23 protein-coding genes are annotated in these 24,717 nt (G+C 58.5%); 3 read left to right on the top strand and 20 right to left on the bottom strand.

Annotation, left to right across the window (positions count from 1 at the left end; translation table 11 throughout):
* Window positions 1-3 precede the first annotated feature (3 nt).
* From U5775_RS21600 to U5775_RS21615, 4 genes are read right to left on the bottom strand one after another with little or no spacing between them, the layout of a single operon-like run.
* Complete coding sequence (locus tag U5775_RS21600; protein ID WP_322060124.1) at window positions 4-945, bottom strand: acetaldehyde dehydrogenase (acetylating); 942 nt, start codon at window positions 943-945, stop codon at window positions 4-6.
* 22 nt (window positions 946-967) lie between these two features.
* Window positions 968-1,735 carry a 2-keto-4-pentenoate hydratase gene (locus U5775_RS21605; RefSeq protein WP_322060125.1) on the bottom strand — a complete coding sequence of 256 codons (768 nt, stop codon included), beginning with the start codon at window positions 1,733-1,735 and terminating at the stop codon, window positions 968-970.
* On the bottom strand, window positions 1,732-2,538 hold the full coding sequence (locus tag U5775_RS21610; RefSeq protein WP_322060126.1) for a 2-keto-4-pentenoate hydratase: 807 nt from the start codon (window positions 2,536-2,538) through the stop codon (window positions 1,732-1,734). The genes U5775_RS21605 and U5775_RS21610 overlap by 4 nt, the downstream gene beginning before the upstream one ends.
* A 1-nt stretch (window position 2,539) precedes the next feature.
* Window positions 2,540-2,761 (bottom strand): tautomerase family protein, encoded by a 222-nt coding sequence (locus U5775_RS21615; protein ID WP_322060127.1) that lies wholly within the window; start codon window positions 2,759-2,761, stop codon window positions 2,540-2,542.
* Between the two features lie 144 nt (window positions 2,762-2,905).
* Here U5775_RS21615 and U5775_RS21620 point away from each other — a divergent pair, with 144 nt between their 5' ends.
* Window positions 2,906-3,811 carry a LysR substrate-binding domain-containing protein gene (locus tag U5775_RS21620; RefSeq protein WP_322060128.1) on the top strand — a complete coding sequence of 302 codons (906 nt, stop codon included), beginning with the start codon at window positions 2,906-2,908 and terminating at the stop codon, window positions 3,809-3,811.
* Between the two features lie 234 nt (window positions 3,812-4,045).
* Here U5775_RS21620 and U5775_RS21625 read toward each other — a convergent pair whose 3' ends face one another.
* The 6 genes from U5775_RS21625 to U5775_RS21650 form a co-directional block, all read right to left on the bottom strand.
* On the bottom strand, window positions 4,046-5,224 hold the full coding sequence (locus U5775_RS21625; protein ID WP_322060129.1) for a porin: 1,179 nt from the start codon (window positions 5,222-5,224) through the stop codon (window positions 4,046-4,048).
* A gap of 172 nt (window positions 5,225-5,396) precedes the next feature.
* Complete coding sequence (locus U5775_RS21630) at window positions 5,397-6,323, bottom strand: catechol 2,3-dioxygenase (protein WP_322060130.1); 927 nt, start codon at window positions 6,321-6,323, stop codon at window positions 5,397-5,399.
* 449 nt (window positions 6,324-6,772) lie between these two features.
* Window positions 6,773-7,468 carry a dienelactone hydrolase family protein gene (locus tag U5775_RS21635; RefSeq protein WP_322060131.1) on the bottom strand — a complete coding sequence of 232 codons (696 nt, stop codon included), beginning with the start codon at window positions 7,466-7,468 and terminating at the stop codon, window positions 6,773-6,775.
* 182 nt (window positions 7,469-7,650) lie between these two features.
* A complete protein-coding gene (locus U5775_RS21640) occupies window positions 7,651-8,907 on the bottom strand; it encodes an NAD(P)/FAD-dependent oxidoreductase (RefSeq protein WP_322060132.1) in 1,257 nt (418 codons plus the stop codon).
* A gap of 177 nt (window positions 8,908-9,084) precedes the next feature.
* Window positions 9,085-9,402: a 2Fe-2S iron-sulfur cluster-binding protein gene (locus U5775_RS21645; protein ID WP_322060133.1), complete on the bottom strand. Its 318-nt coding sequence runs from the start codon at window positions 9,400-9,402 to the stop codon at window positions 9,085-9,087.
* Window positions 9,403-9,600: 198 nt separating this feature from the next.
* Window positions 9,601-10,731, bottom strand: a complete 1,131-nt coding sequence (locus U5775_RS21650) for a Rieske 2Fe-2S domain-containing protein (RefSeq protein WP_322060134.1) — start codon at window positions 10,729-10,731, stop codon at window positions 9,601-9,603.
* A 579-nt stretch (window positions 10,732-11,310) separates the two neighbouring features.
* On the opposite strand from U5775_RS21650, the gene U5775_RS21655 reads away from it, so the two are divergent.
* Complete coding sequence (locus tag U5775_RS21655) at window positions 11,311-12,270, top strand: LysR family transcriptional regulator (RefSeq protein WP_322060135.1); 960 nt, start codon at window positions 11,311-11,313, stop codon at window positions 12,268-12,270.
* A 197-nt stretch (window positions 12,271-12,467) separates the two neighbouring features.
* Here U5775_RS21655 and U5775_RS21660 read toward each other — a convergent pair whose 3' ends face one another.
* From U5775_RS21660 to U5775_RS21700, 9 genes are all read right to left on the bottom strand, one after another.
* Entirely contained in the window at window positions 12,468-13,676 is a 1,209-nt protein-coding gene (locus U5775_RS21660) for a porin (RefSeq protein ID WP_322060136.1), read from the bottom strand.
* A gap of 28 nt (window positions 13,677-13,704) precedes the next feature.
* On the bottom strand, window positions 13,705-15,054 hold the full coding sequence (locus U5775_RS21665; RefSeq protein ID WP_322060137.1) for an MFS transporter: 1,350 nt from the start codon (window positions 15,052-15,054) through the stop codon (window positions 13,705-13,707).
* A gap of 199 nt (window positions 15,055-15,253) precedes the next feature.
* A complete protein-coding gene (gene leuD, locus U5775_RS21670) occupies window positions 15,254-15,940 on the bottom strand; it encodes a 3-isopropylmalate dehydratase small subunit (RefSeq protein ID WP_322060138.1) in 687 nt (228 codons plus the stop codon).
* Complete coding sequence (leuC, locus tag U5775_RS21675; RefSeq protein WP_322060205.1) at window positions 15,940-17,346, bottom strand: 3-isopropylmalate dehydratase large subunit; 1,407 nt, start codon at window positions 17,344-17,346, stop codon at window positions 15,940-15,942. Before leuC ends, leuD begins: the two co-directional genes overlap by 1 nt.
* Complete coding sequence (locus U5775_RS21680; RefSeq protein ID WP_322060139.1) at window positions 17,346-18,356, bottom strand: hydroxymethylglutaryl-CoA lyase; 1,011 nt, start codon at window positions 18,354-18,356, stop codon at window positions 17,346-17,348. The genes leuC and U5775_RS21680 overlap by 1 nt, the downstream gene beginning before the upstream one ends.
* Before the next feature lie 10 nt (window positions 18,357-18,366).
* Window positions 18,367-19,596 carry a CaiB/BaiF CoA-transferase family protein gene (locus tag U5775_RS21685; RefSeq protein WP_322060140.1) on the bottom strand — a complete coding sequence of 410 codons (1,230 nt, stop codon included), beginning with the start codon at window positions 19,594-19,596 and terminating at the stop codon, window positions 18,367-18,369.
* A complete protein-coding gene (locus U5775_RS21690; RefSeq protein ID WP_322060141.1) occupies window positions 19,593-20,450 on the bottom strand; it encodes a fumarylacetoacetate hydrolase family protein in 858 nt (285 codons plus the stop codon). Before U5775_RS21690 ends, U5775_RS21685 begins: the two co-directional genes overlap by 4 nt.
* Window positions 20,451-20,476: 26 nt before the next feature.
* A complete protein-coding gene (locus U5775_RS21695) occupies window positions 20,477-21,544 on the bottom strand; it encodes a cupin domain-containing protein (RefSeq protein WP_322060142.1) in 1,068 nt (355 codons plus the stop codon).
* Between the two features lie 46 nt (window positions 21,545-21,590).
* Window positions 21,591-22,793: an FAD-dependent monooxygenase gene (locus U5775_RS21700; protein WP_322060143.1), complete on the bottom strand. Its 1,203-nt coding sequence runs from the start codon at window positions 22,791-22,793 to the stop codon at window positions 21,591-21,593.
* A gap of 123 nt (window positions 22,794-22,916) precedes the next feature.
* Here U5775_RS21700 and U5775_RS21705 point away from each other — a divergent pair, with 123 nt between their 5' ends.
* On the top strand, window positions 22,917-23,831 hold the full coding sequence (locus U5775_RS21705) for a LysR family transcriptional regulator (protein WP_322060144.1): 915 nt from the start codon (window positions 22,917-22,919) through the stop codon (window positions 23,829-23,831).
* A gap of 39 nt (window positions 23,832-23,870) precedes the next feature.
* Here the strand turns inward: U5775_RS21705 and U5775_RS21710 are convergent, their stop codons facing one another.
* On the bottom strand, window positions 23,871-24,578 hold the full coding sequence (locus U5775_RS21710) for a TetR/AcrR family transcriptional regulator (RefSeq protein ID WP_322060145.1): 708 nt from the start codon (window positions 24,576-24,578) through the stop codon (window positions 23,871-23,873).
* Window positions 24,579-24,717: the final 139 nt, after the last annotated feature.

The raw sequence follows: 24,717 nt of genomic DNA on the forward strand, positions 1-24,717 counted from the left end.
CCCTTAGGCTCCTTGCAAGCTCAAGAGCGTCTGCGCCATGCGTTCGGCAGTGGCGAGCGCGGCGGAAGTCATGATGTCGAGATTGCCTGCGTAGGCGGGCAAATAATGCGCCGCGCCTTCCACTTCCAGGAACACCGAGGTCTTCAGGCCGCTGAACTTGCCGAGGCCCGGAATGTTGAGCGGCGCGTTCTCGGGAATTACGTCGAACTGCACCTTCTGCTTGAGGCGGTAACCCGGCACGTAAGCGTTGACGGCCTGGGCCATTTCCTCCACCGAGGCCTCGACCTTGGCCTGATCGGTAGCTTCCGACAACACGTAGACGGTATCGCGCATCATCACAGGCGGCTCGGCCGGGTTCAGGATGATGATGGCCTTGCCCTTGTCCGCACCGCCCACGACTTCGATCGCCTTGGATGTCGTTTCAGTAAACTCGTCGATGTTGGCACGCGTGCCCGGACCCGCCGACTTGCTGCTGATCGAGGCAACGATCTCGGCGTAATGGACCTTGGCGACGCGCGAGACCGCCGCCACCATGGGAATCGTGGCCTGGCCGCCGCAGGTAACCATGTTTACGTTCGGGGAGTCGAGATGCGATTCGAGATTGACCACGGGTACGCAATACGGGCCAATGGCAGCTGGCGTGAGGTCGATCACGCGGAGGCCGGGCTTGTGCTGGCGCAGGAACGCGTCGTTCTTCACGTGCGCGCCAGCGGAGGTGGCATCGAACACCACGTCGATGTCCTTGAAGACGGGCAGGTTCACCAGCCCCTGGACGCCTTCGTGCGTGGTCGCCACGCCAAGACGCGCGGCTCGCGCGAGCCCGTCCGAGTTCGGGTCGATGCCGACCATCGCACCCATGTCCAGCTGCTTGCCGTGTCGCATGATCTTGATCATGAGGTCGGCACCAATGTTGCCCGAGCCAATGATCGCCGCTTTGAGCTTCATGGATTCAAGTTCCTCTGAGTGATTACGCGGACACGTGGAAGCTGGCACGCCCCAGCTTCTGTACGTCTACCGAAACATATTGGCCCGGGAAGAACCACTCCGCCGAAGTGGCCCCGCCCGCCATCACAATCGAACCCGTTTCAAGCGGCTCACCCGCATCTGCAGCAAGGCGAGCGGCGGCGACAAGCGATCGAACAGGATTGCCAAGCAATGCAGCGGTCGAACCGACTTGCTTCACCTCTCCGTCGATGCTCAACACCATGCCGAGATTCGAAAAGTCGATCTTCTGGCTAGCCCAGTCTCCGATCACGAAGCCACTCGATGACGCGTTATCGGCAATGACTTCGGGCAGCGTGAAGCGAAAATCCTTGTAGCGCGAGTCGATGATCTCCAGCGCCGGCGCGATTGCTTCGACGGCGGCCAGCGCTTCTGCATTACTGATGTTGCCGACAAGCGGCTTCTTCAGCAGAAAGGCGATTTCGGGTTCGACACGCGGATGCACATAGCGCGAATGCTCAACGGCGCCGCCTTCGGCCACACGCATTTGATTCGTCAGCCGCCCCCAGATCACATCGGACAGGCCCATTTGAATCATCTTGGCGCGCGATGTAAAACCCATCTTCACGCCGACGCGGTGTTCGCCGCGCTCAAGCCGAAGCTTGATCGACGCAGCCTGGATTGCATACGCATCGCCCAACGACAACGTACTGTCCTTATCGAACTGCTCGACTTCCTGTGCATTGAGGGCTGCGTCGTCCAGCAGCGTGGCGTACTTCTCGATGTGATTCATGACCGTGCTGCCTCCAGTTCCTTTTCGAAGACGGCCCGGACCGTACCCAAGCCTTCAATACGACATTCGAAGCGCTCGCCGGGTGAAACGGCTGCCATCGGACCGAGTGCGCCCGACAACACGATATCGCCCGCGCGCAATGGCGCACCATGCGACACCATCTTTCGCGCGAGCCAGGTCACCGCGTTCAGTGGGTGACCGAGGCACGCGGCACCCGCGCCGACCGAGACCGGATCGCCCTTCTTTTCGAGCACCATGCCGCACAGACGCAAGTCGAGTACGTCGAGTTTTTTCGGCTGCGTACCGAGCACGAAGGCCGATGACGAAGCGTTGTCAGCAATTGTATCGATGATGCCAATATTCCAGTTCTCAATACGGCTCCCGACGATTTCGAGCGCCGGCAGCGCATACTCGATCGCATTGATCAAATCGGCTGCGGTCGGATTTTCGATGTCCAGATCGCGGCCCAGCACGAAAGCAACTTCCGCTTCGATCTTCGGTTGCGCGAGTGCGCTCACCGGGATCGTCTCGCAATCGCCAAACGACATGTCGTCGAACAGCACACCGTAATCCGGCCGATCGACGCTCAACTGCTTTTGCACGGCGACGGAAGTCAGGCCGATCTTCCTGCCGACGATGCGGCGACCCTGCCGGGTCTTGTATTCGGTATTCGCGTCCTGAATCGCATACGCATGAGCAATGGTCGCGTCAGGCCACGTCTCGCGAATCGGCTCAAGATATTTTCCTGAACGCGCAGCCTCGCGCAGATGCTGCGCGACCAGTTCAATCTGAATCGGCGTCATGTCATCCTGCCTCTGAGTTCGATTCCGGAACGCTCGCCGTCATTTCGTCCTTGGTCTGCACGCCTACCGCCCAGTGCGCGCCTGGGACTTGTGTGGCATAAACACGGACCGCGTCCAACGGTGCGCCCAGCGTTTGATGAATTGCTTGCGCCACGGCTTTGACACACGCTTTGACGACTTCCTCACTACGACCTTCGACCAGTGAAATATGAACTATCGGCATCTTGCCGTCTCCTGAAAGAGCCCACGCGCCGTAACAAGGCGCACCGGATTGATCGCAATAGTGCCGAGACGACGAAATACCGTCCAATACCGTTTTCCACCCGTGTGATACCATTTTGGTATCGAGAAATGGAAATCGGTCGGTATGGATCTGAAGCAAATGCGATATTTTTTGGCTGTGGCCGAGGAGTTGAATTTTGGCCGTGCAGCACAGCGCTTGCACATGGCTCAGCCTCCGCTCACGCGACACATCAGGACGCTCGAAGAAGAGCTCGGTGTTCAGCTATTCGTGCGCACTGCGAAGGGTGCCGAGTTGACAGAAGCCGGCGAGGTGTTGCTGGCCGAGGCACCCAACATTCTGGCGTTGACCAGGCGTGCGGAAGAACAAGTGCAGCTTGCTGGCAAGGGTCTTGTTGGGCGGCTGGACGTCGGCATTTTCAGCTCCGGCATCTTGCACGTGATTCCGCGGCTGCTCGCGCAATTCCATACGGAGCGGCCCAGTATTCGTATCGGACTGCACAACCTGACGAAGACCGAACAAATCGAAGCCCTGCGCGAGAGGCGTATCAATATCGGCTTCAATCGATTTTTGCCGGAAGAAAAAGACATTGCGGTCGAAACCGTTCTGCAAGAACCGTATCTCGTTGCAATGTATGAGGGTCACTCACTGGCCAAGAAGGAGTGTATTGCTCTCGAAGACCTGGCCGGCATGCCGATGATTCTTTATCCGAGCCTACCGGTTTACGGCCTCGCGGAAGAAGTCATACGCGCGTTTCGCGATGAAAACGTCGAGTTGCTGATCGAACAGGAAGTGGAGGACGTCGTCACATGCATCGCGCTCGTCGCGAGCCGGTTCGGCGTCGGTATAACCACCGCGTCCGCGGCGAATTTGCAGTTACCGGGTGTCGTGTACCGGCCTCTGCGTTCGCAACGCCTTTCCCATATCGAGCTGAATTGCCTTTATCGGCGCGACGATACCTCTCCTGTGCTGCGCGCGTTTCTCGACGTCGTACGCGAATACCGGCACGCGCCACCGAAGCTGGCTCAATGACTCGGGTTCTCAGCCAGTTCTTCGTGGGTTACCCAATAAGTTAACGCGCTATTCGCCGATAAAAACTGATTCTGTGGCAAAAGACAGGAATGCGATACCGACCCGGTATCGCATTGAGTGAGAATGGTATGCGACGGCGATACCATCGAACAACCAGCGCAATTGCTGTCGCATGAATCAACCTGTCGTTCCAACTGCTTCTCGTGGCAAGAGCAGAAAACAGGTTGAATTCACCTAGAACGCATGTCGAATACCAATTTGCGCGGCAGCCTGCCGATTCGACTTCGACGGTGTGACATATGCAAGTGCCGCCACGGCTGGCTGGCCAAGAGAATTCTCACCGTTTGCAGACTGTCCGGCAAACACGGCGTACAGGGTGGTACGCTTCGACAGGAAGTAATTCACCCCAAGATCAATCTGCCGGTACCGGGCACCGGAGATGTCACCAACCGAGCCGACCGTCGTGTAGTTGAAGGCAATGCCAATCACCAGGGACGGGGTGATATTGCCAGAATAACGAAGCTCGAAGTTCTGCACCGCAGCAGACCCGGTTAGTGCGGGTGTGTTCACCACATTATACGTTCCAAGGCCGCCAAACTTTGTATAGCTATAAACGGCACCGAGCGTACTCTTTCCGAGCGTATAGTTGATGCCGGTGGCGAGGGTCTGCTGGCGGTTTGCCGTGGCGAATCCGCTGTACACGGGCGAGGCACTAAAACCATTCGAATATGAGTTGGTCGTTCCCGAGATTACCGCGCCATTATAGTACTGAGTATTCGGGCTATTGACATTGAAGTAGCCTACCCCAATAGTAACTGGCCCGGCGGCGTAATCACCACCGATCGACCACGTACTGCCTCGCGAGAATTGGCCGGGAACTCCGCCGAAGCTGTAGGCTGCCCCAAACGAAAAGCCGTCTATCCTGCCGCTCGCGTACTTGACCGAATTGTCCATACGCCGACTCATGCAAACATTGTCGACGTCTCCAGGATGGCATGCAAACGCACCACCCCACATGTATGGGGTCATCCCTTGGGACGATAGATGTTCAACGACTTCGTCGTATTGACGTCCGAAGGTAAGCGACCCATACCCGCCCGACAATCCCACAAAGGCCTGCCGACCGAAGAAGCGCCCACCCTGCGTCAAACTCCCCGAGGAGCCATCAAATCCGCTTTCCAGCACGAAGATTGACTTCAACCCGCCCCCCAAGTCCTCTGACCCACGCAAGCCCCAACGAGAACCTGACAGCCAGCTACCAGACGACTGGTAAACGTGTCCGCCACCGGCATTAGTCACAGCAAGTATGCCCTGGTCGAAAATGCCATATAGCGTCACAGAGTTCTGGGCACATGCGGTCTGTGCGACGCAATAAACTATGCTAGCGACGGCGAATCCACGTAGCCTCTTCATCTTGTCTCCTCATTTATCTACCTAAATTTATAATATTGCCGAACCTTCGGATCCTTTTTGTTTTGCCCTTGGGTTCGGATCGTTTCCAGGCTTCGTTCCGTATTTCCCGAGTAGAAGTCGTGAATCTACGCAGCTTGCCAGATTGATCGCAACGACGGCGACGTTGATTACATCAGGTAACTACCGTAAGAAACCGCTCGTTCAGTTCTCGGGTATGGTAAAAGACCGCAGAACCGATTTCATCAAACGTCCATGTATACGGTTTCATGTCAGGATAGAAGTTATATCCGCCACAGAACGTCTCAAGTCGGTTTCCAGAGGGATCAAAGAAGTAAATTGTCGTCCCCCGGGTAATGCCGTGCCGAAGTGGTCCGATATCGATCCGGGCACGCTTCTTGGCAAGCAGATCGGCCGCATAAAGCAGCTTTTCCCAGCTCTCGACCAGGAACGCTGCGTGATGAGACGTGTCGCTTCGCTCATCGCGAACGAACGCGACGTCATGCGCCTTGTTCGAGCACGTCATCCAGACAGCCATGTCAGTGGCGCCGTCTTCGGCGAGAATGCGCTCGGTAACATTGAATCCGAGTACATCGACAAACAGATTGCGCGAACCATCAAGGTCCTTTCCATGAATCTGCCAGTGGTCGAGCCTGATCGGAGAAATACCCTTCCGGTCTTCAATGATCACATCCGGGTTGACGTAGCCGAGCGTATCCCCTATTTCTTCCTTCTCCGCGTAGAGCTCGAAGAGATGACCTGTTGGAACTTCGAAACGGACACGCTCACCGGTAGCCAGCAGGTCGCCAGTGGGCACACGTTCGGTTGCAATGCCATAGGCCCGCAGATCCGAATCGAGCATGTCCAGAGTCTTCCTGTCGAGCACTTTCATTCCGTAGAAGTCCGTGCCTGGGCGATCCGCTTTTTTCAGAATAATGCTGTGATGATCCCGTTCATCGCAGGTCTTCATATACACCCGACCAGATGCATCCCGCCCCGTTTGAACAAGGCCAAGAATATTGGTGTAGAAGTCAACGGATTGCTCGATATCGAGCACGCGAATCTGAGTATGGCCGGGTCGAAGCACGCCTGTCAGCGCCATGATATCTCCTCGAAGGCGGTTATTCGGTTCTATAGCTGATACTTGGGAATATACGGACCTGCGTCGCCTCACGTCCAATACCGTTCTCGATCAAAGCGATACCAATTCGGTATGGCGAAGGCATTTTCTACTTGGCACCTGTACGAAATATCCTGCCACCGTGTCTTAGTCTGGATCAAACGTCGTAAGCCGTACGTGATGCCACCGGTCGGCGGCATCGCTCGTTCGGAAAGCTTTCTTATATTATTTAGGTATCTTGATCAATTGCACCGACGATTTGATCGCGGGTAGCGTCGCGAAGCAGGCGTGGCACAGCGCAGGCAGGATCATGAAACACTGGCTGAATGATTCCATCGAACAACTGCAACGACAGGGGAGAATCTACCGCTGACCAGCCCGTCAGACTCTCCGTCATTCACTCAACCACTTTGCCAACACTTCCGGTTGAATCAAGAATTCTCGCCCAGGAACGTAAGCGTGCGACCGAAGGCAATTGTCGATGCGATCTGGTTGTACGATGCACGATCCTCACAGTTAAAGCCATGCTCCGCGCCTTCGTACACGTAGATCTGTGCGTGCTTGTCGGTAAAGCATTGCTTAACGGAATCAACAGCTGCGGTCGGAATATGATTATCAAGTGCGCCATAGTGGAATTGCATGGGCACATTGATCTTGTCTGCGTACTCCAACTCATTCTGGATGCCGCCACCGTAGTAAGCCACTGCGATATCGAACGCCCCTTGTGCGGAGGCTCGATAAGCCAGTCGACCGCCGAGGCAATAACCGACAGCGGCAACCTTGCCCACGACATTAGGCAGTGCGCGCAGTGCGCCGGCCGTGGCTCTAACGTCACCGACTGCCCGCTCAACGTCAAGTGCGCTATAGATTTCCATAGCCTTTTGGCGATCCGCCCCGTCATAACCGAGTTCCACGCGGGGTGCGGCACGCCAAAAAATGTCCGGCGCCAGAGCGACATAACCAGCGGCAGCGTATCGGTCAGCCACACTGCGGATATGCGCGTTTACGCCGAAGATTTCCTGAATGACAACAATACCCGGGCCTTTCCCGCCCTTGGGCAGCGAAAGATAGCCTTGAAAGGTTTCGCTGCCATTTGCAATTTCGATCCAGCGAGAATTCACACTCATGATTCACTTCCTCATTAATACCATAGTTGGATGCGTGCATTCAATTTGCATATCGCTCTTCGCCTCTTGAACGTTACGCAAAATGAAAATCGCCACTTACCGCGTAAATCTTCTACCAGCCCCGGCCGAACCAGCGGGAAGACATCCGGGAACGTATCTAAATGCCTCCATTTGAAACCGCCCTAACCCACCGGTCCAATTGAGGTTTTCAAATTCACCAATGGGTTGGCGAGAATGGCGGCATCGACGAGAATATTTTCTGCGACCAGCTTCTTGGCAACGTTGAATTCGAGCAGCGCGTTAACACAATCCGCGGCAATGACTCGTCCCGCCTTGAGATAAAAGGCTACAAAGCCGTCGGCCCTGGTTGTCGGACGCATGACGACCTGGTCGTGACCATGATGGAAGCCGACTGATTGCAATTTGAGGTTGTACTGATCAGACCAAAACCACGGCACCAGATCATAAAGCACAGGCGTACCGTTTATGACGGAGGCTACGAGCCTTGCATGCTCGATGGCGTTGGGAACAGATTCAAGACGTACTCGTTTTCCGTCTAAAAACGGCAACGGGAACGCCGTGCAATCGCCAACGGCAAAAATGTCTGGATCTGAAGTTCGACAAAATTCATCAACTTCGATGCCATTGCCTACTGCCAAACCCGCATTCTGTGCCAGCTCCACATTGGGTACCAAACCTACTGCAATGAGTACAAGGTCTGCCTGGAGCACCGTACCATCGCTGCACCGTACAGCGCCTATACGATCAGGTTGATTGGCGGATGGTTCGAAACCATCGACTCCTGTGCCGAGTCGGAATTTGACACCGGCTGCCCGATGGGCCGCCTCATAAAATGCAGAAAGATCTTCGCCCGCGACTCGCGCAAGCACACGCGGCGCAAATTCAATAACTTCGACATCAAGCCCGGATTCGACGGCGACGGCCGCAACTTCCAGTCCAATATATCCACCGCCGACGATGACAAGACGCTTTCCACTTGCGAAATCGGAACGCAGTGCGTCCACATCTGCAATTCCACGCATGTAATGCAGGCCATTGAGCTCCGATCCCGGAAGAGTAAGGCGTCGCGGCCGCCCTCCGGTAGCAATTACGAGTTTGCCGTACTCGAATTGATCACCCGATGTCAGATGGAGGCGATGAGCTGCACGGTCAATCGACTCGACTGTCGTTGACGGATGCCAGTCGATATTTGCTTTCTCATAGCTTCCTTTAGAGCGAATCGACAGTTGTTCCACCGTCGTTCGGCCAGCAAGAAATGCCTTGGAAAGAGGCGGTCGGTGATATGGCAGATATGGCTCGTCGCCGAGCAAGGAAATACTTCCGGAAAACCCGCCTTGCCGGATGCGTGAAGCAACTTCGCCACCCGCGTGACTCGCTCCGATGATAGTGATATCAGCCATAGACGTGATCGCAGCCATATTAAAATTCCGACCTCTCAATTACCGATCTTGCGAAGAGTGTGACGAAGAAAGCACAACGGGTGTCGCGGCGCTTACCCCGTCGATTGCAACGTGAAATGCGTGACACCCGGCAGATCAAAAACGATAGCCGTTCTTAACGATCAAAGGTTTCAGAATTGACGATTTCCTCTACCATTAATCTTCCGGGCTAATCGTAACTCTCAAACCAGAAAGACCGTCATTCATGATGACCTGGCAGGAAAGGCGAGACGTATTTTTCCGGTAGGTCGACGAATCCAGCAACTCATTTTCGTCCTGGGAGATCTCGGTCAATCCGCCTGGCAACGCCTCATCGATGTAAACCTGACAGGTAGCGCAAGAACAGCCGCCGCTGCAAAGGGCCATTAACTCGTCGATCCCTCCGTCACGAATGTTCTCCATCAGCGAAACCCCGGACGCCGCATCGAGTTCGTGCTCGGTTCCGTCTCTCGTGGTTACGAATATCTTGGGCATACTGCATTTCCTTGAAAATCTTCTTGAAGATAAACTTTTATTATTATTATTAAATCACGCATCAATTCCGGAATTGATGCGTGAGTGCGTCATGCATCCACCAGGCGCTGCAGCAGCTTTGCACATCGCGGAATTCGGCTAACGCCAGCGACCCGAGCGATGGGGTGAGAATTCAATCGCGCCCATCGCCGGTGAAGCTTAGCCGCCATTGACCTCTTGAATCACCTCCAGAGCACGCACGCTAAAGGAAAAATCCTCAGGGCGATACCATTGCTTAGGTGGCGTTCCCTCAGCGATGGCCTTCATCTCGCGCGCCCAAATGCGCCGCAGCATCGCGATGCCAACATCCGACTGACCGAGGTTCTCTTGTTCGCGATCGACAATGGCCCCCTGCCCTCCGATGCTCACCGTGTCCTGGATGATAGGAAGGAGCGGATGAGCAGGATCGACGTCTTCAAGGGTGATCTCGCAGTTCATCACACGGCGCGTCAATTCAGCGTAGTCCTCAGCACTTGCAAGTCGCTCCGCCTCCTTATCGTAGGAGCCGACGCGGTTCACCATGAAACTGAGCATCGAAACATCGTCAATGGGCACGCGGCAAGCAAAATGGATAGCCATTTTGGTGGTGTCCTGCGGGATTGGCACTTCCCGATACAGGATGTTCGGCATAAAGCAATGGGAGTCGAAGCGACTGCCGTCCGAACGCGTGGCAATACTCACCATTCCATACTCGGTTTCTCGCGCACTCATTTTCGGCAGTTCGGTCAGCCCGAACATCGGCATGAAGTTGTGCGTGTAATGCGCATGCACCTCATCATGATCGTTCTCGATGCGTTGAAAGTGGTTGTACGGAAGCACCACTGCTTGCGCCAGCAGTTCTCCGCGCGACTCATCTTCAAGCTCGGGAAATTTCCAAAACGTCGGCGGCGTTTCGTCTCCGAAATAGGCGAATACCATGCCGAGATATTCACGTGTGGGGTAAGTCTTCAGACAAATCCTCGAAGCATACGTCGCCGTCTCTGCGGGAAAGTCTTCACCTTTACCCGCCCCGTCAAATTTCCATCCGTGGTAGCGGCAGCGGATGCTGTTACCCTCTACCCAACCGTAAGCGAGGCTCGTCCCGCGATGGGGACAACGATCCTGCGTCAGTCGGATCTCGCCATCTTCCCCGCGATATAACGTGAAGTGCTCACCCAGAACTTGAATACGACGAGCCTTCCCCGGATCGTAATCGCGGCTAAGCGCAATGGGCTGCCAGAATTTTTTCAGAAACTTGCCCGCGAGGGCGCCGTTCTCAACACGAGCAAAATCGGGAACAGTGTTTGCCATATCCATCTCCTTCTTCTGGTTTATTGGTAGGAGATCGTAGGCTCGTCACGACACGACGTCTAATTAGATCTTCAGGCCGGCCATAAGCCAAATTAATCGCGCGTCAGCCTCGGCAGGCTGCGCTATGGTGCTGTTCAGGCGACTACGGTAAGCCTTCAGGGTGCCCCCGGATCGGCCGTTATCAGGGTGGGAAGACAATCCCTGTCTTCCGGAATCGCATTTTGGGTAGTGAAGGAAACGGGGAACTCAGCAAAATGAACCGTCTATCGTTGAACAAAAGAGCATGGAGCATCGTCGCCCTGCTGTGGGTTTCGCTCGTCGTTCGACGGCGGTGGCGGTACAACCCGGAACCTCTGGAAGGCGAAAATCCGGGGGAACCTCAGCCCCATGTTGACAGCCACCATAAATCCCCGCACTCTACGACGTGTCAGAGCAGCCAGGGCTGCAAGCGGATAGTACTTTATTAATAGAGGGATGGGACACGGGAGATGAATTTGCAACTGTTTTCGAACACACTGATATCCTGTCATTCCACTGCCAAATTTTTGAGCAGTGCGATAAGCACGTTGTCTGTCTAAAATGCGCATCGATCCTCTACGCCTCTTGCGACTTCATGAACTGATCAAGCAGGGAAGCTTTCGAAAGGCTGCCGACAGCCTGTGTATCACGCAGTCAGCCCTCTCGCAGAGCATCAACCAGATGGAATCGGAGGTTGGCGTTCGCTTGATTGATCGTACGTCGCATGGCGTCGTACCCACGATCTACGGCGAGGCGCTGATGCGCCATGCGACCGAAATCGATTGGCAACTTTCCGAAGCGGAGAAGAAGATAGCTGGACTTGCTTTCGGACGACAGGGGCAGCTATCCGTTGGCGGGACATCCAGCGTCATTTCCGTCATGTCGGCAACGACACGTCGGCTCCGCGAAAAAAGTGGGGAATTTGAAATCCGTCTCATCGAGGAGATCTGGAACCGGGATCTGTGGCGCCAAATTGATGATCGCTCCCTCGATGCCGTCATCTGCAAAGAGCCAGACGATCTCTACATGGAAGGAATGGTCGCGGTTCCGCTGTTCCAGGGACGCCGCATGCTCTGTGTTCGCATTAATCATCCTGAGGCCAGCGATCTTTCGTTGGAGCGACTAGCGAAATATCCTCTCGTGTCTCAAACCGGTGATATGAGCGTTTCGCGTGAAATCAAGCGCATTTTTAGTACATTTCACGTCGACTTTCCATCTTCAGAGATGATCGCTACCAACTCGCTCATCGCCGCCAAGGATATCGTGCTGAATTCTGATGCATTCGCCATTTTTACGGATGTTTCGGTACTTGGCGAGATTCAGTCTGGCTCTATCAAATGCGTGAAGATGGAAGAGGACGTTACGACTTATTGGTACTGTTTGATTGCCCGGCAGGATCTTAGAATTACCGAGCTAATTGCGAATTTCATATCTGTCCTTGGCGTAGTATGTCAGGAGGTCGGCATTAAGGTTCATCCGGGGATAGGCCGCATCAAAGCCGGCGACACACTGCGGCGCTGAAGAAGATACATTGATTGCACGAACAAATATCGCAATGCAACGCCGGGGCGGCGAGTATGGCGGGAGCGGTTGCGCTCCCGGGCTGCTGCGCCTGCGCACTCAACGTGAACAGCGCCAACGCGATGCCCGTTGCTCGTGCAAACGGATGTAGTTTCATGATCCCGCGATCAGGTATGAAGTTGGATAAAGCGACTGGCCTAGAATCTGACGCGGATACCGACGTCGGCACCGACTGTGGTACCAGGCGGCAGGCCGAGACCAGCAGCGGCAGTGCCGAGCCCTTCCACGCCACCAATCGCACTCCCACCGCTTTCCACCGAGAGACCAGATCCCAGGCACTGACCGCTGGCCGAGCACTTGTTGTTGACGACGGCAACCTGCGCATAAAGCGCCGTACGTTTCGACAGAAAATATTGCGTGCCAGCTGCCACCGTGATCGAACGGTCGCCCGAATGTACGCGATCCTGTTGATAATAGACCGCCCCGTTGAGTTCAAGCGTCGGGAGTACGAACCAGTCAGCACCGCCGCTGTAGACATTGACACTGGTGTCGGTCGAGTAGGTCAGCGCTGGATTGACTGAAACCGGCACACTGTTTGCCTTGAAATTCGTAAACGAGCCCTTGACGATCACGCTGCCGAACTTGTAACTGGCACCCGCCGTATAGGCACGCACGTTGGCCGGATAAAGTCCGCCGATCGCGGCGAGGCCCGTGTCGCTTGCATTATTGACGCTGATATAGGACGCGGCCGCGAGGAACGTGCCGTTGGTGTACTTTGCGCTCAACGACCACGAGCGACCGTTCTGAAAATCGCCCGCAACCCCGCCCAAACCAAACAAGCCTGCGAACTCGAATCCGCCGATATCGGGCGAGGTGTAGCTGAGCGCATTCGGCATGAACGTCGCGGCGATCAGACTGTTGTCGATGACCGTCGTGAGCATGCTGCCGAACTGGCTCACGCTGCGCGGGTCGAGATCGTAAATGGTTTCGAAGAACGGCGAAAGTTGCAGACCCGCCTTCAGCGTGCCGTACTGGTTTGTCAGCCCCACTTCGGCTGTCCGATTGAAGAGTCCGTTGTTGGCCGGTGGATTATCGAATCCGCCGTTGGCGAGGCTAATCCCGCTTTCGAGTTTGAAGATCGCCTTGAGGCCCCCGCCCAGATCTTCCGAGCCCTTCAGTCCGAATACCGACGGCGAATAGCCGCCGTTCGTCAGCGCGAATTGCCGGCCGGTACCGGTTTGCGTGCCGTTGAAGCCCGGCGTCGAATGGCTCAGGTACATCACGCCGGCGTCCATGATGCCGTACAGCGTCACGCCGCTATCGGCATGCGCGGCGTTGGTCGCACAGAGTGCGGCAACCAGCATGCAAACCGTGGCAATCATTTTGTACTCCAAACCTTCTTTCATGCTTTCGTCTCCTTCGTTGTATTAGTTTTCACACTCCAACTGCATCAGCCTGACGCCAGCGGTCCCGCCTTGTGAGGGTGCGAGCGATCACATTGACGGGCAGCGTCGCGACCAGAAATGGGACTGCAAAGAGGTAGTACAGATTCGAGGCCTGCCAGCCCTTGTCCATCAATATGCCGACGAGCACGGGCGCCACCATTGCGCCGAGACGTCCCATCCCGACCGCCCAACCCACGCCCGTTGCGCGTGCCGTGGGTGAGTAGAGAAGCGGCGTCAGCGCATAGAGGCCGCCTACGCATGCCGAAATCGCTGCGCCTAACACGATTGCAGCAGGCATGACGAATTGCAGTCGTGATGCGTTCGCTCCGAAAATCACCAGCACCACGGCGCTGGCAATCAGAAACGCCGTGAGCAAACTCCTGAGTTTCACGCGACCGGAAACCACGCTGAACAGCGTACAGCCGACGATGCCTCCCACGTTCAGCAGCACGCCACCCGTTACGCCCTGTGCGGCAGACATACCCGCCTGCACCAGGAGTTTTGGCGTCCAGCTCATCACGAAATAGAATCCGGCCATCACAAGCACGAATGCCATCCAGATGAGGACGGTGCGCAGAACCATGACCGGTGACAGAAATCCCTCGCTGTCCGACGGTGCGTGAGTCACCTTTGCCGTGTGATCCGCGTCCGGCAATTGATCGACGGTGTCCCACTTCATGCGCTTCAGGATCGCGTTCACCCTGACGAGTGCTCCTTTCGGGCGCCTCGCGATCAGGAAATCCAGTGATTCCGGAAGCCCATAGAGAGCAACTGGAATGACCAGTAACGTGCACACTCCGCCGAAAAGAAATGCACTTCTCCAGCTGTAATAGCTCAACAGCACACCGGTTATTGCGCCGCCAATGGTCGCCCCGAGCGTATAGCCGGTCGACTGCATGCTGATTGCGCCGCTTCTCCATTTGTTCGATGCATATTCAGCGGCGATAACGGAGATGCTCGCGAGCATGCCGCCAATCCCAAGGCCCGTGACGACACGTAAGGCCACAAGCTGATTCAGCGTTTGGGCGAAGCCGGATGCCAGCATGCCCGCCGCAATGGCGAACAGACAAAGCAACACGAGCAGCCGTCGGCCGATGCGGTCGGCGAAGGGGGCGATGAAAAGTCCCCCGGCGGCCATGCCAAACAGCCCTGCACTGAGCAATGTGCCCAGTTGCTTGCCGCTCAGATGCCAGTCGGCGGCGAGATGCGGTGCAGAAAACGCAACTGCAAGAACATCGAAGCCGTCCAGCATGTTCAGTGCAATGCAGACGACTACCACCAATCTTTGAAACGAGCTCATCGGGCTCTCGTTAATGGCCGCTTTGAGATCCTGTTTCATTGTCTTCCTCCAGTATGGCTGGGCGCGTCATATCAACCTGCGATGCAGATTGCGGCGCACAGCCGGTATGTCTTCCGGTATGGGATAGCCATCGGGATGCCTGCGATTTCCGGACATCCCCTTATGAGGTCATGCTGCAGGCGTTTCTTTCCGAACGGTGTATCTGCAACATTCATTTTTTAATATTTCGGCATACCTATTATTTAAAGCAGTCTCCTTGATATAGTTTCTGTAGATTCTCCTGGCTTGCGTCGAAGATCCAGGGTTCGAGCGCACGCCGGGAGTTTTCGTATTGGCGGATGTCGGCCTCCCGCTCAAGCGTCAAGGCGATGTCGTCGAGTCCGTTGAGCAGACAGTGCCTGCGGAACGGATCGACCTCGAAGCGCAGGGTTCGGCCGCCCAGGGTCGTGATGCTCTGGCTATTGAGATCGACGCCGAGCCGGAAACCCGGGGTGGCTTCAACTTCCTCGAACAGGCGCTGCACTTGCGCATCCGGCAACACAATCGGCAACATGCCGTTCTTGAAGCAGTTGCCGTAGAAGATGTCCGCAAAGCTCGGCGCAATCAGCACGCGAATGCCGTAATCGTGCAATGCCCACGGAGCGTGCTCGCGGCTGGAGCCACAGCCGAAGTTAGCGCGAGTGAGCAGGATCGACGCTCCCTGATAGCGTGCGTCGTTCAGGGCGAAATCCGGGTTGCGCGGCCGCACCGAGCAGTCCTGTCCCGGCTCGCCGCGATCCAGATAACGCCACTCGTCGAACAGGTTCTCGCCGAAGCCGGTGCGCCGGATCGATTTCATGAACTGCTTCGGGATGATCGCGTCGGTATCGACATTGGCCCGGTCAACCGGCACAACGAGGCCATCCAGTGTCGTGAAGGGCTGCATCAGTGCGCCTCCAGGTGAATATCGGTGAAGTGACCGGCAATCGCTGCTGCAGCGGCCATGGCAGGACTGACGAGATGGCTTCGGCCGCCCGCGCCTTGTCTGCCTTCGAAGTTGCGGTTCGAGGTCGATGCGCAACGCTCGCCTGCCGACAGCCGGTCGTCGTTCATGCCAAGGCACATCGAGCAGCCGGGTTCGCGCCACTCAAAGCCCGCATCGATGAACACGCGGTCGAGCCCTTCGGCTTCGGCCCGCGCCTTCACGAGTCCGGAGCCTGGCACGGCCAGCGCCAGCTTGATCGTCGGCGCAATGTGCTTTCCCTTGAGCACAGCCGCAGCCGCGCGCAGGTCCTCGATACGGGCGTTCGTGCACGAGCCGATAAAAACCTTGTCAGGCCGGATCGCCTCGATGGCGGTACCTGGCTCCAGCCCCATGTAGGCAAGCGCGGCCTGCATGCCGGCGCGCTTCACGGGGTCCGGCTCGAGCGCAGGATCGGGGACTCGCCCGTCGATGGGCTGAACCATCTCGGGCGACGTGCCCCAGGTCACCATGGGCTTCACGGTGGCCGCATCGATCTCGATGGTGCGGGCGAATTGCGCGTCGGCATCGCTGACCAGGGATCGCCAATACGCGACCGCCTGATCCCATTGCTCGCCGCGCGGGGCGAAGGGCCGCCCTTTGACGTAGTCGATTGTCTTTTGATCCACGCCGATCAGACCGACACGTGCGCCAGCCTCGATCGCCATGTTGCACAACGTCATCCGCCCTTCCATCGACAGCGCCCTGATGGTACTGCCGCCAAACTCGATGGCATAGCCCGTGCCACCGGAAGTGCCGGTGAGGCCAATGATGTGCAGGATCAGGTCTTTGGCCGTGACGCCCGAGGGCAGCTCACCTTCGACACGCACCAGCATCGGCGTCATCCGGCCGACGGACAGGCACTGGGTGGCCAGCACGTGCTCGACCTCCGACGTGCCAACGCCGAATGCCAGCGCACCGAACGCACCGTGCGTGCTCGTATGCGAATCGCCCGCAACCACCGTCATGCCGGGCAGCGTGGCGCCCTGCTCCGGTCCGATCACGTGAATGATGCCCTGTCGCCTGTCCTTGAGCCCGAACTCGGTGATACCGAACTCTTCGCAGTTGCGGCTCAGCTGTTCCACCTGAATGCGCGACAGCGGATCCGCGATCCCCTGTGCCCGCCCGGTCGTCGGTACATTGTGATCCGCAGTGGCCAGCACGGTCTGCGCGCGCCACGGCTTGCGTCCGCTCAGCCGCAGGCCTTCGAAGGCTTGCGGGCTCGTCACCTCATACACCAGGTGACGATCGACATACAGCAGCGCGCGCCCGTCTGCGTCTTCGTGCACGACATGCCGGCGCCAGAGTTTCTCGACCAGGGTCGTTCCCATCATGCGCTCCCTCGACCCGTCGTGGCGGGATCGACCGTACCGACGCATGGGCCGGCAACTCGATATGCAGCGACCTGTTCGGCCACGCCTTCGGGCGCCGGATAACGGCGCGTCCACGGACCGGCCTTGGCGACCTGCCCTGGCACTTCGTGACCAACGATCTCCGGCAGGCGCCGGGAGAGCGCGATCAGGGCATCGAGATCGACACCCGTGTCGTAGCCCATTGCTTCGAACATGTGAACCAGATCCTCGGTACAGACGTTGCCGCTGGCGCCCGGAGCGAACGGACAGCCGCCAAGGCCGCCGAGCGACGCGTCGAAGCGATCGACCCCAGCTTCCAGCGCGGCCACGGCGTTTGCCAGTCCCATCGACCGCGTGTCGTGGAAGTGGAGCGTGAGCGTCAGCTCGGGCCATGCCTTGGTGACTTCGGCACACAGGCGCCTGACCTGCGCCGGGTTGGCCATGCCGGTCGTGTCGCACAGCGTCACGCGCCGCACGCCGATCTGCGCGAAGCGCTCCAGCAATCCGAGAACCACGGCATCGGGGACCTCGCCTTCAAACGGGCAGCCAAAGGCGGTCGACAGCGACACGTTGACGTGTGCACGGCCAGCGGCAATTCCGACGATATCGGCGAACTGGGCCAGCGACTGCGTCGGCGTCATGCGAAGGTTCGCCAGGTTATGCGTCGCACTGGCGGACATCACCAGATTCAGCTCGTCGGCATAGCTGGCGAGCGCGCGTTCGGCACCCCGCAGGTTGGGGACCAGTGCGGCGTACTGCACGCCGGTTACGCGTTCGATCTGTTGCATCACCCTCTCGGCATCAGCGAGCGCGGGGATGGCTTTGGGCGACGTAAACGACGTCACCTCGATCTTCGCGAGACCCATTCGGCTCAGCGCGTTGATCAAATCGATTTTCTGATCGGTCGGCACGAAACGCGACTCGATCTGGAAGCCGTCGCGTACTGACACTTCCTGGATATATAACCGTTGGCGTTCGACACTTTTCATCGATGCCTCCTCAGACTACGCCATCAGCACGCAGGCGCGCGAACTCATCGGCTCCGATGCCCAGCGACGCAAGCACTTCTTCGGTATGCGAACCGAGCGCGGGTCCAACCCATTTCGTGCGTCCCGGCGTTTCGCTCAGTTTGGGCACGATACCCGGCAGGTCGATCGGCTCGCCGTCCGGCAACGTCTCGCGCTGGATCATGCCGCGCGCTTCGTAGTGCGGGTCTTTGGCGATGTCAGATGCCGTATAGACACGACCGCTGGGCACTTCGGCGGCTTCGAGAACCTGCAGCGCTTGCGCGAGAGGACGCTGGGTGGTCCACTCCGAAATCGCCTGGTCAAGCCTGTCGTTGTGCTTGACGCGGCCATCGTTGCGGGCCAGCTCGGGGTCCTCTGCGAGATCGTCACGCCCGATCGCGTGCATCAGCCGTTTGAAAATGGCATCGCCGTTGCCCGCGATCACAACGTAGTTACCGTCGCCGCACAGGTAAGTATTCGACGGCGAAATGCCCGGCAGGCTCGCGCCCGAGCGCCCGCGCTCGAAGCCGAATTCAGCGTACTCGGGCATCAGGCTTTCCATCACCGCAAATACGGATTCGTACAGCGCGACGTCGATGAACTGCCCCTTGCCGTTATTGCTCTTCAGGTGATGCATGGCCACCAGCGCGCCGATCGTGCCGTACAGCGACGCCAGCGTGTCGCCCAGACTGACGCCCACCCGCACGGGCGGACGGTCGGGAAACCCGGTGACGTGGCGCAGACCGCCCATGCATTCGGCGATTGCGGCAAAGCCGGGGCGCTGGCTGTACGGACCCGACTGCCCATAGCCGGAAATGCGCACCATGACCAGCTTCGGATTCAGCGCCGAAAGTTGCTCCCATCCCAGGCCCCACTTTTCGAGTGTGCCGGGGCGGAAGTTTTCGATGACGATATCGACTTCCGCAGCAAGCTTGCGCACGATCTCACGCGCCTCTTCACGCTTGAGATCGAGCGTGACCGACTTCTTGTTGCGACTCTGCGTGTACCACCACAACGAGGTGTCGTTGTGCAGCTTGCGCCACTTGCGCAGCGGGTCACCGTCCTTCGGCGGCTCGATCTTGATCACTTCGGCACCGAACTGCGCCAGCAGCGCACTGGCGTAAGGCCCGGCGATCAGCGAGCCGAGTTCGAGCACCTTGACGCCGGCAAGCGGCATCACATCCGCCTGGGGCTCGCTCGCTTTGGAAGTCTCGTTCTTCATGACCGCGCCATCCGCACCGTCAGGTCGCCCAGTTGCGACACGCGGGCATGGATCACGTCGCCGGGCTTCACCGGACCAACGCCTGCCGGCGTTCCGGTCATGATCACGTCGCCTGGTTGCAGCGTGTACATCGCCGATGCATATTCGATCAGGTGCTGGACGTTGTAGATCAGGTACTTTGTATTGGCGTTCTGGCGCGGCTCGCCATTGACCGTGAGGTCGAGATCGAGCGCGTTCGGGTCCGCGATCTCGTCAGCGGTGGTGATCCACGGACCGATGACTGCGAACGTGTCAGCCGACTTGCGGAATCCTGCGAACTCGGGACCGCGAACCGTCATGTCCAGCGCCACGCAGTAGCCGAAAACGTACTCGAGCGCGTGTTCGCGCGGCACCCGTTTCGCCTGCTTGCCGATGATCACGCCCAGTTCGACCTCGTGGTCGGTGCGGCGCTCCGGAAACGGAAACTCGACGATGCCGTCCGGACCGTTCAGCGCGGTCGGCGCCTTGATAAACAGTCCGAATTGTTCGAGCGTCGTGAAGGTCTTGCCGTTGGCGATCTGCTGGTCGGCATTGGCCTCGTCGATGTGATCGCGGTAGTTGATCGGCGCGCCGATGATCTTGCCCGGGTTGGCAACGGGTGCCTGAAGCGTCACCTCCGACAGGGCGAAGGTGCTCGCACGCGCGAGGAACGGCTCGATCTGCGCCTGGACGCGCGGGAAATTCCCGATGATCCAGTCGTAAGGCGGGTACGGCCAGCCGGGCTCGCCGAGCGACTGGAACAGGGGCGTGATGTCGTGGACCGTATCGCCGCGGATGACTCCGATACGGTTATCGTTAAAGCGGCAAATCTTCATGGCTTGAATCCTGCGTCGAGATAGGGTCAACCGCGCTTTTCGCGGTAAAGGCCGAGCTTTTCGTAGACCGGACGATCGGAATAGGCGAACAGCACGGCGTCGGCACTCGTGTCGGCACGCATGCGCCAGCGGTTCCAGCCGGGCACCACGAAAACGTCGTTGTCCGAAATATCGAAACAGCCGGCGCCTTCGATCTCGACCGAGGGCGAACCTTCGACGCCGACGAGCACAGTGCCCTCCACCGACTGGAAGTACTCGGTGGTGTATCCACGCGGGATCAGCCGCATGGAGGCGGCGATGGTCGGCATCGCCCATCCGCCGGTCAGCGGATTGGCGTAGCGGACGTTGACGCCGTGACAGGGATCGATGTCCGAATAGCGCGCCAGCCGGTCGAGGACTTCCCGGGTGCGGGCATACGGGTAGTTGAAGATCGGCGACGTCGTCCCCGTATGTTTGTTCTCCAGCGGCAGCAGCGCATCGGCGTACCGCGTGTACACCTGACCGGATTCGCCGGTGCGCGGAAACTGCGTGGCGGCTTCATACTCCTCGCGAAATCCGGCGCGCAGGAAGGTCACGAGCGGTACGTCCAGCCCGTCGAGCCACATGACGGGGCCGTTGCCGTCATTGCCATGGTCGTGCCACGTCCAGGCCGGCGTGACGATGAAATCGCCTCGCACCATCTCGGTGCGCACGCCGTCGACGGACGTATAGCCGCCCACGCCCTCCAGCACGAAACGCAGCGCGGACTGGGTATGGCGATGCGCGCGGGCGATTTCGCCGGGAAGAATCAATTGCAGGCCCGCGTAGATCGTATCGGTGGCGTTGGGCAAACCGCCGAGGCCAGGATTCTCCAGCATCAGCACGCGTCGTTCCGCTTCTTCGGCGCTCACGACGCTGCCCGATTCGATCAGCCTGTCGCGCATCTCGGTCCATCGCCAGGTATGAGGCGTGGCCTTCGGGCGCGGCTCGTTCGGCACGAGCCCCTTCAGTACGTCCCACAACGGGGCGACGTTCAGCGCCGCCAGTTGTTCGCGATATGCAGCGGCATTATCCGCAGGATTCCTATGCAAATGGGCTTCGGGTTGTGCGCTCATGACGTGTTCCTTATCCGTGGAAATTGAAACAGCAAACGTGCGGCCGTCAGGCCTCGACGAGAGAGGGGTCGCCCTTCCAGACCCAGTCGAGGCAGTCGTAATAGTCGTCCTCGCCGCGCCCTTGCAGCCCTGCGTCCCGCACCTCGCGGGCGATGCCTTCGGCGTGGTACACCTCCCAGAGTTCGCGCGAGGCAAGCTGGATACGCGCGCTGCGAACGAGACGGCGCCGCGGATACTCGCTGAACGCGCGCTCGTAGTCGTAGTCCATGCTGTGCAGCAGGTCCGCGAGACAGACCGCGTCCTCGATCGCCATGCCGGCGCCCTGCGCCAGCGACTGCAGCGTCGGATGCACGGCGTCTCCCAGAAGCGCCACCCGTCCGCGACTCCATTGACGGATCGGATCGCGATCGGCCAGCACCCAGCGGCGCTCCAGATTCATCATCGAGAGCAGCGTCTTCAATGCAGGGTGAGCGTTCGCGTACACATGGTTGACGTCCTCCTCGTGCGTCACCCGAAGATCGCCATGGCCCGGAGCCGGGTCCTTGAAGACGGCGACGATGTTGAAGATGGTCCCGTGCCGAAGCGGATAGTGGACGACGTGATAACCGGGGCCGGCCCATAGCACCACATCCTGCTGGTGAGGCAGATCGGCCGGAACATCCTTCATGTCGATGATGGTGCGGTGCGCCACATAGCCGACCGACCGTGCCGGCGATTCGCCAGCGACGTAATTCCGTACCCGACTCTTGATGCCGTCGGCACCGATCAGCGCGGCGCCGTCGAAAGTTCGCCCATCCGCGCAGGTGACGCGCACGCCGTCGCCGCCGCGGTCTTCGAAACCGACTGCGGTAGCGTTGACCGTGAGTTCAACGCCTGGCGTGCGGCGGCAGGCATCCAGCAGGATGTTGTGGATGTCGGCCCGGTGGATCACGATGTACGGATTCGTGTAGCGCCGGTAGAACTTTTCAGACGTCAGGGGAACCTGGATGAGCGTCTCGCCGCTGTCCGCGTCGGGCATCACGAGGGACACGGGGCAATCTGCGGCGGCTCTCACGGTCTCCGAGAGTCCCAGCCGGTCAAATGCCTTGAACACGTTCGGCCCGAGCTGGATACCGTAGCCGATCGGGGAGATCTGGGCTGCCTGCTCGAGGACATGCACCCGGCGGCCGTTCTGGCCCAGCGCCAGGGCGAAGCTAAGGCCGCCCAGGCCGCCACCGACCACGATGAGGGGAAGGTTTGCGTTTCCCACGCTTGTCTCCTGTTTCTTTGCAATTGGTTCGGGCGAGGCGCACGGCCATGTCCCGTTGGCGCTATAGTCGATTTCCAGGCATTATTCGTCAATCAGGCAACTTCAATAGTCGCAATCGAAAAAATGGATTTTGGTCATCTGGATCTGAACCTGCTAGTGGTGTTCGACGCGATGATCCGGCATCGCAACGTAACGGCTGCCGGGCGCGAACTGGGGCTGAGCCAGCCGGCGATGAGCTACGCCCTGCTGAAGATGCGTACGGCCTTTGAAGACCCGTTGTTCGTTCGCGTCAAGTCGGGCATGCAGCCGACGCCGCGAGCGCTGGCGATGGTGGAAACGGTGCGCGATGTTCTTCAACGCATCCAGTCCGGCCTGCTCAGCCCGGCGATATTCGATCCTGCGAGTTCGAATCGCGAATTCCGCATCGCCATGAGCGACGCCGGCGAGAGTTTCTTTACGCCGCCCTTGATGCGCGCGCTTCGCAGCCACGGGCAACAACTGCAGCTTCGCGTGTTCTCACTGACGCCGTCGGCTCTCGAGCAGCAACTGGAATCCGGCGATGTCGACCTGGCTGTCGGGTACTATCCTGACCTGGCCGGCGCCGATTTTTACCAGCAGGGACTCTTCACGAGTCACTTCGTTGTGATCGCAACAAATGACAATCCCCATGTCAAGGGCAAGTTGACGATGACCCGGTTCCTGCAGGCTCCGCACGCCGATGTGGAGACGCCCGGCCGGAGTCAGGAAATCATCCTGCGATACATGGCGGAAAAGAAGATCGTACGAAATGTGCCACTTCAGGTATCGAGATTCCTAAGCCTGCTTGAGATCGTCTCCCAGTCGGATCTGATCGCGATCGTGCCGCGGGAGACCGGCGAACTATTCAGGAGTGCCAGAGGTGTCGCCGTGCACGCGCTACCGTTCGATTCGCCCACCTTCCGCCTTCGCCAGCACTGGCACAAGCGTTTTCACGACGATGCCGCGGTACGTTGGCTGCGTACCCTGGTGCACGAATTGTTCAAGGACCTTGCGTCCTGAACATTGTGATCGGCAATGAGTCAGGCAGACGATCTGAGCTTATGCGGCAGACGACCCTTCCCCGACTCCGGGGTGCTGCCGTTGATCTTTTTCGAAGGCCACACCCTGTGGCTCGCCGCAATCCACTATTGGCGCAAAGGCAAGCTCACGCGCTTCGGCCGCGCCGACTCCGAAACCTTGCAGCAGTGCAAACATTGACTGCTCCGTGTAGTCATCCGGCGCCTCGCCGGAGAGCAAGGTTTCAATGCCATACATGATGGCGCCCAGCGCGATGTCGCGCGCGACTGAAACATGTCCCACATGGATTCGCCCCGCATCCATCGCCAGTTGCAGGTCGCGTGTCAGGTATTCGTCCAGTAATCGGCCGCGCGAGCCGCGCCGCGTCCCCACCCGGGTAATGAACGCCCCCCATAGCGGATAGCGGGCAGCCATTGTCATGTACAGCCGCGATCCGACCACGACCCGCCTGGCCGGGTCCTGTTCCTCGAGTACCAGCGGATCGATGACTTCCAGCACCTGGTCACTGCTTTCGCCGGCCACTGCGGCCAGCAATTCGGCCGTGGTCCTGAAGTAGTTGTAGAACGTGCCCCGCGCGACGCCCGCGGCCGCAATGAAGTCATCGATGATTGGCGCATCGGGGCCTTTTTCCGCGAAGACGGCGAGCGCGCTTTCGATCAGGCGATTGCGGGTTTTTTCCCGTCGCAAGGCGCCGACGCGGCTCTGGTAATGCTCTGGTGACGCTTTCATTGGTTGCTCATCCTTCGACCCGACCCCACTGCGATTGTACGGGTTTGTCCTGGCGCATTCTAATTGACGTTTTTGTCAAAACGACTAATATTCGTTCTGACGGATTTGTCAAAACAAGGCGGCCCGAGCGGCCGCCTCC

This window comes from Paraburkholderia sp. J63 (assembly GCF_905220245.1).
Lineage (GTDB): Bacteria > Pseudomonadota > Gammaproteobacteria > Burkholderiales > Burkholderiaceae > Paraburkholderia.

Coding starts and splice junctions, on each gene's coding strand:
- U5775_RS21600 (WP_322060124.1), bottom strand. CDS start 945: ATGAAGCTCAAAGCGGCGATCATTGGCTCGGGCAACATTGGTGCCGAC.
- U5775_RS21605 (WP_322060125.1), bottom strand. CDS start 1,735: ATGAATCACATCGAGAAGTACGCCACGCTGCTGGACGACGCAGCCCTC.
- U5775_RS21610 (WP_322060126.1), bottom strand. CDS start 2,538: ATGACGCCGATTCAGATTGAACTGGTCGCGCAGCATCTGCGCGAGGCT.
- U5775_RS21615 (WP_322060127.1), bottom strand. CDS start 2,761: ATGCCGATAGTTCATATTTCACTGGTCGAAGGTCGTAGTGAGGAAGTC.
- U5775_RS21620 (WP_322060128.1), top strand. CDS start 2,906: ATGGATCTGAAGCAAATGCGATATTTTTTGGCTGTGGCCGAGGAGTTG.
- U5775_RS21625 (WP_322060129.1), bottom strand. CDS start 5,224: ATGAAGAGGCTACGTGGATTCGCCGTCGCTAGCATAGTTTATTGCGTC.
- U5775_RS21630 (WP_322060130.1), bottom strand. CDS start 6,323: ATGGCGCTGACAGGCGTGCTTCGACCCGGCCATACTCAGATTCGCGTG.
- U5775_RS21635 (WP_322060131.1), bottom strand. CDS start 7,468: ATGAGTGTGAATTCTCGCTGGATCGAAATTGCAAATGGCAGCGAAACC.
- U5775_RS21640 (WP_322060132.1), bottom strand. CDS start 8,907: ATGGCTGCGATCACGTCTATGGCTGATATCACTATCATCGGAGCGAGT.
- U5775_RS21645 (WP_322060133.1), bottom strand. CDS start 9,402: ATGCCCAAGATATTCGTAACCACGAGAGACGGAACCGAGCACGAACTC.
- U5775_RS21650 (WP_322060134.1), bottom strand. CDS start 10,731: ATGGCAAACACTGTTCCCGATTTTGCTCGTGTTGAGAACGGCGCCCTC.
- U5775_RS21655 (WP_322060135.1), top strand. CDS start 11,311: ATGCGCATCGATCCTCTACGCCTCTTGCGACTTCATGAACTGATCAAG.
- U5775_RS21660 (WP_322060136.1), bottom strand. CDS start 13,676: ATGAAAGAAGGTTTGGAGTACAAAATGATTGCCACGGTTTGCATGCTG.
- U5775_RS21665 (WP_322060137.1), bottom strand. CDS start 15,054: ATGAAACAGGATCTCAAAGCGGCCATTAACGAGAGCCCGATGAGCTCG.
- leuD (WP_322060138.1), bottom strand. CDS start 15,940: ATGCAGCCCTTCACGACACTGGATGGCCTCGTTGTGCCGGTTGACCGG.
- leuC (WP_322060205.1), bottom strand. CDS start 17,346: ATGGGAACGACCCTGGTCGAGAAACTCTGGCGCCGGCATGTCGTGCAC.
- U5775_RS21680 (WP_322060139.1), bottom strand. CDS start 18,356: ATGAAAAGTGTCGAACGCCAACGGTTATATATCCAGGAAGTGTCAGTA.
- U5775_RS21685 (WP_322060140.1), bottom strand. CDS start 19,596: ATGAAGAACGAGACTTCCAAAGCGAGCGAGCCCCAGGCGGATGTGATG.
- U5775_RS21690 (WP_322060141.1), bottom strand. CDS start 20,450: ATGAAGATTTGCCGCTTTAACGATAACCGTATCGGAGTCATCCGCGGC.
- U5775_RS21695 (WP_322060142.1), bottom strand. CDS start 21,544: ATGAGCGCACAACCCGAAGCCCATTTGCATAGGAATCCTGCGGATAAT.
- U5775_RS21705 (WP_322060144.1), top strand. CDS start 22,917: ATGGATTTTGGTCATCTGGATCTGAACCTGCTAGTGGTGTTCGACGCG.
- U5775_RS21710 (WP_322060145.1), bottom strand. CDS start 24,578: ATGAAAGCGTCACCAGAGCATTACCAGAGCCGCGTCGGCGCCTTGCGA.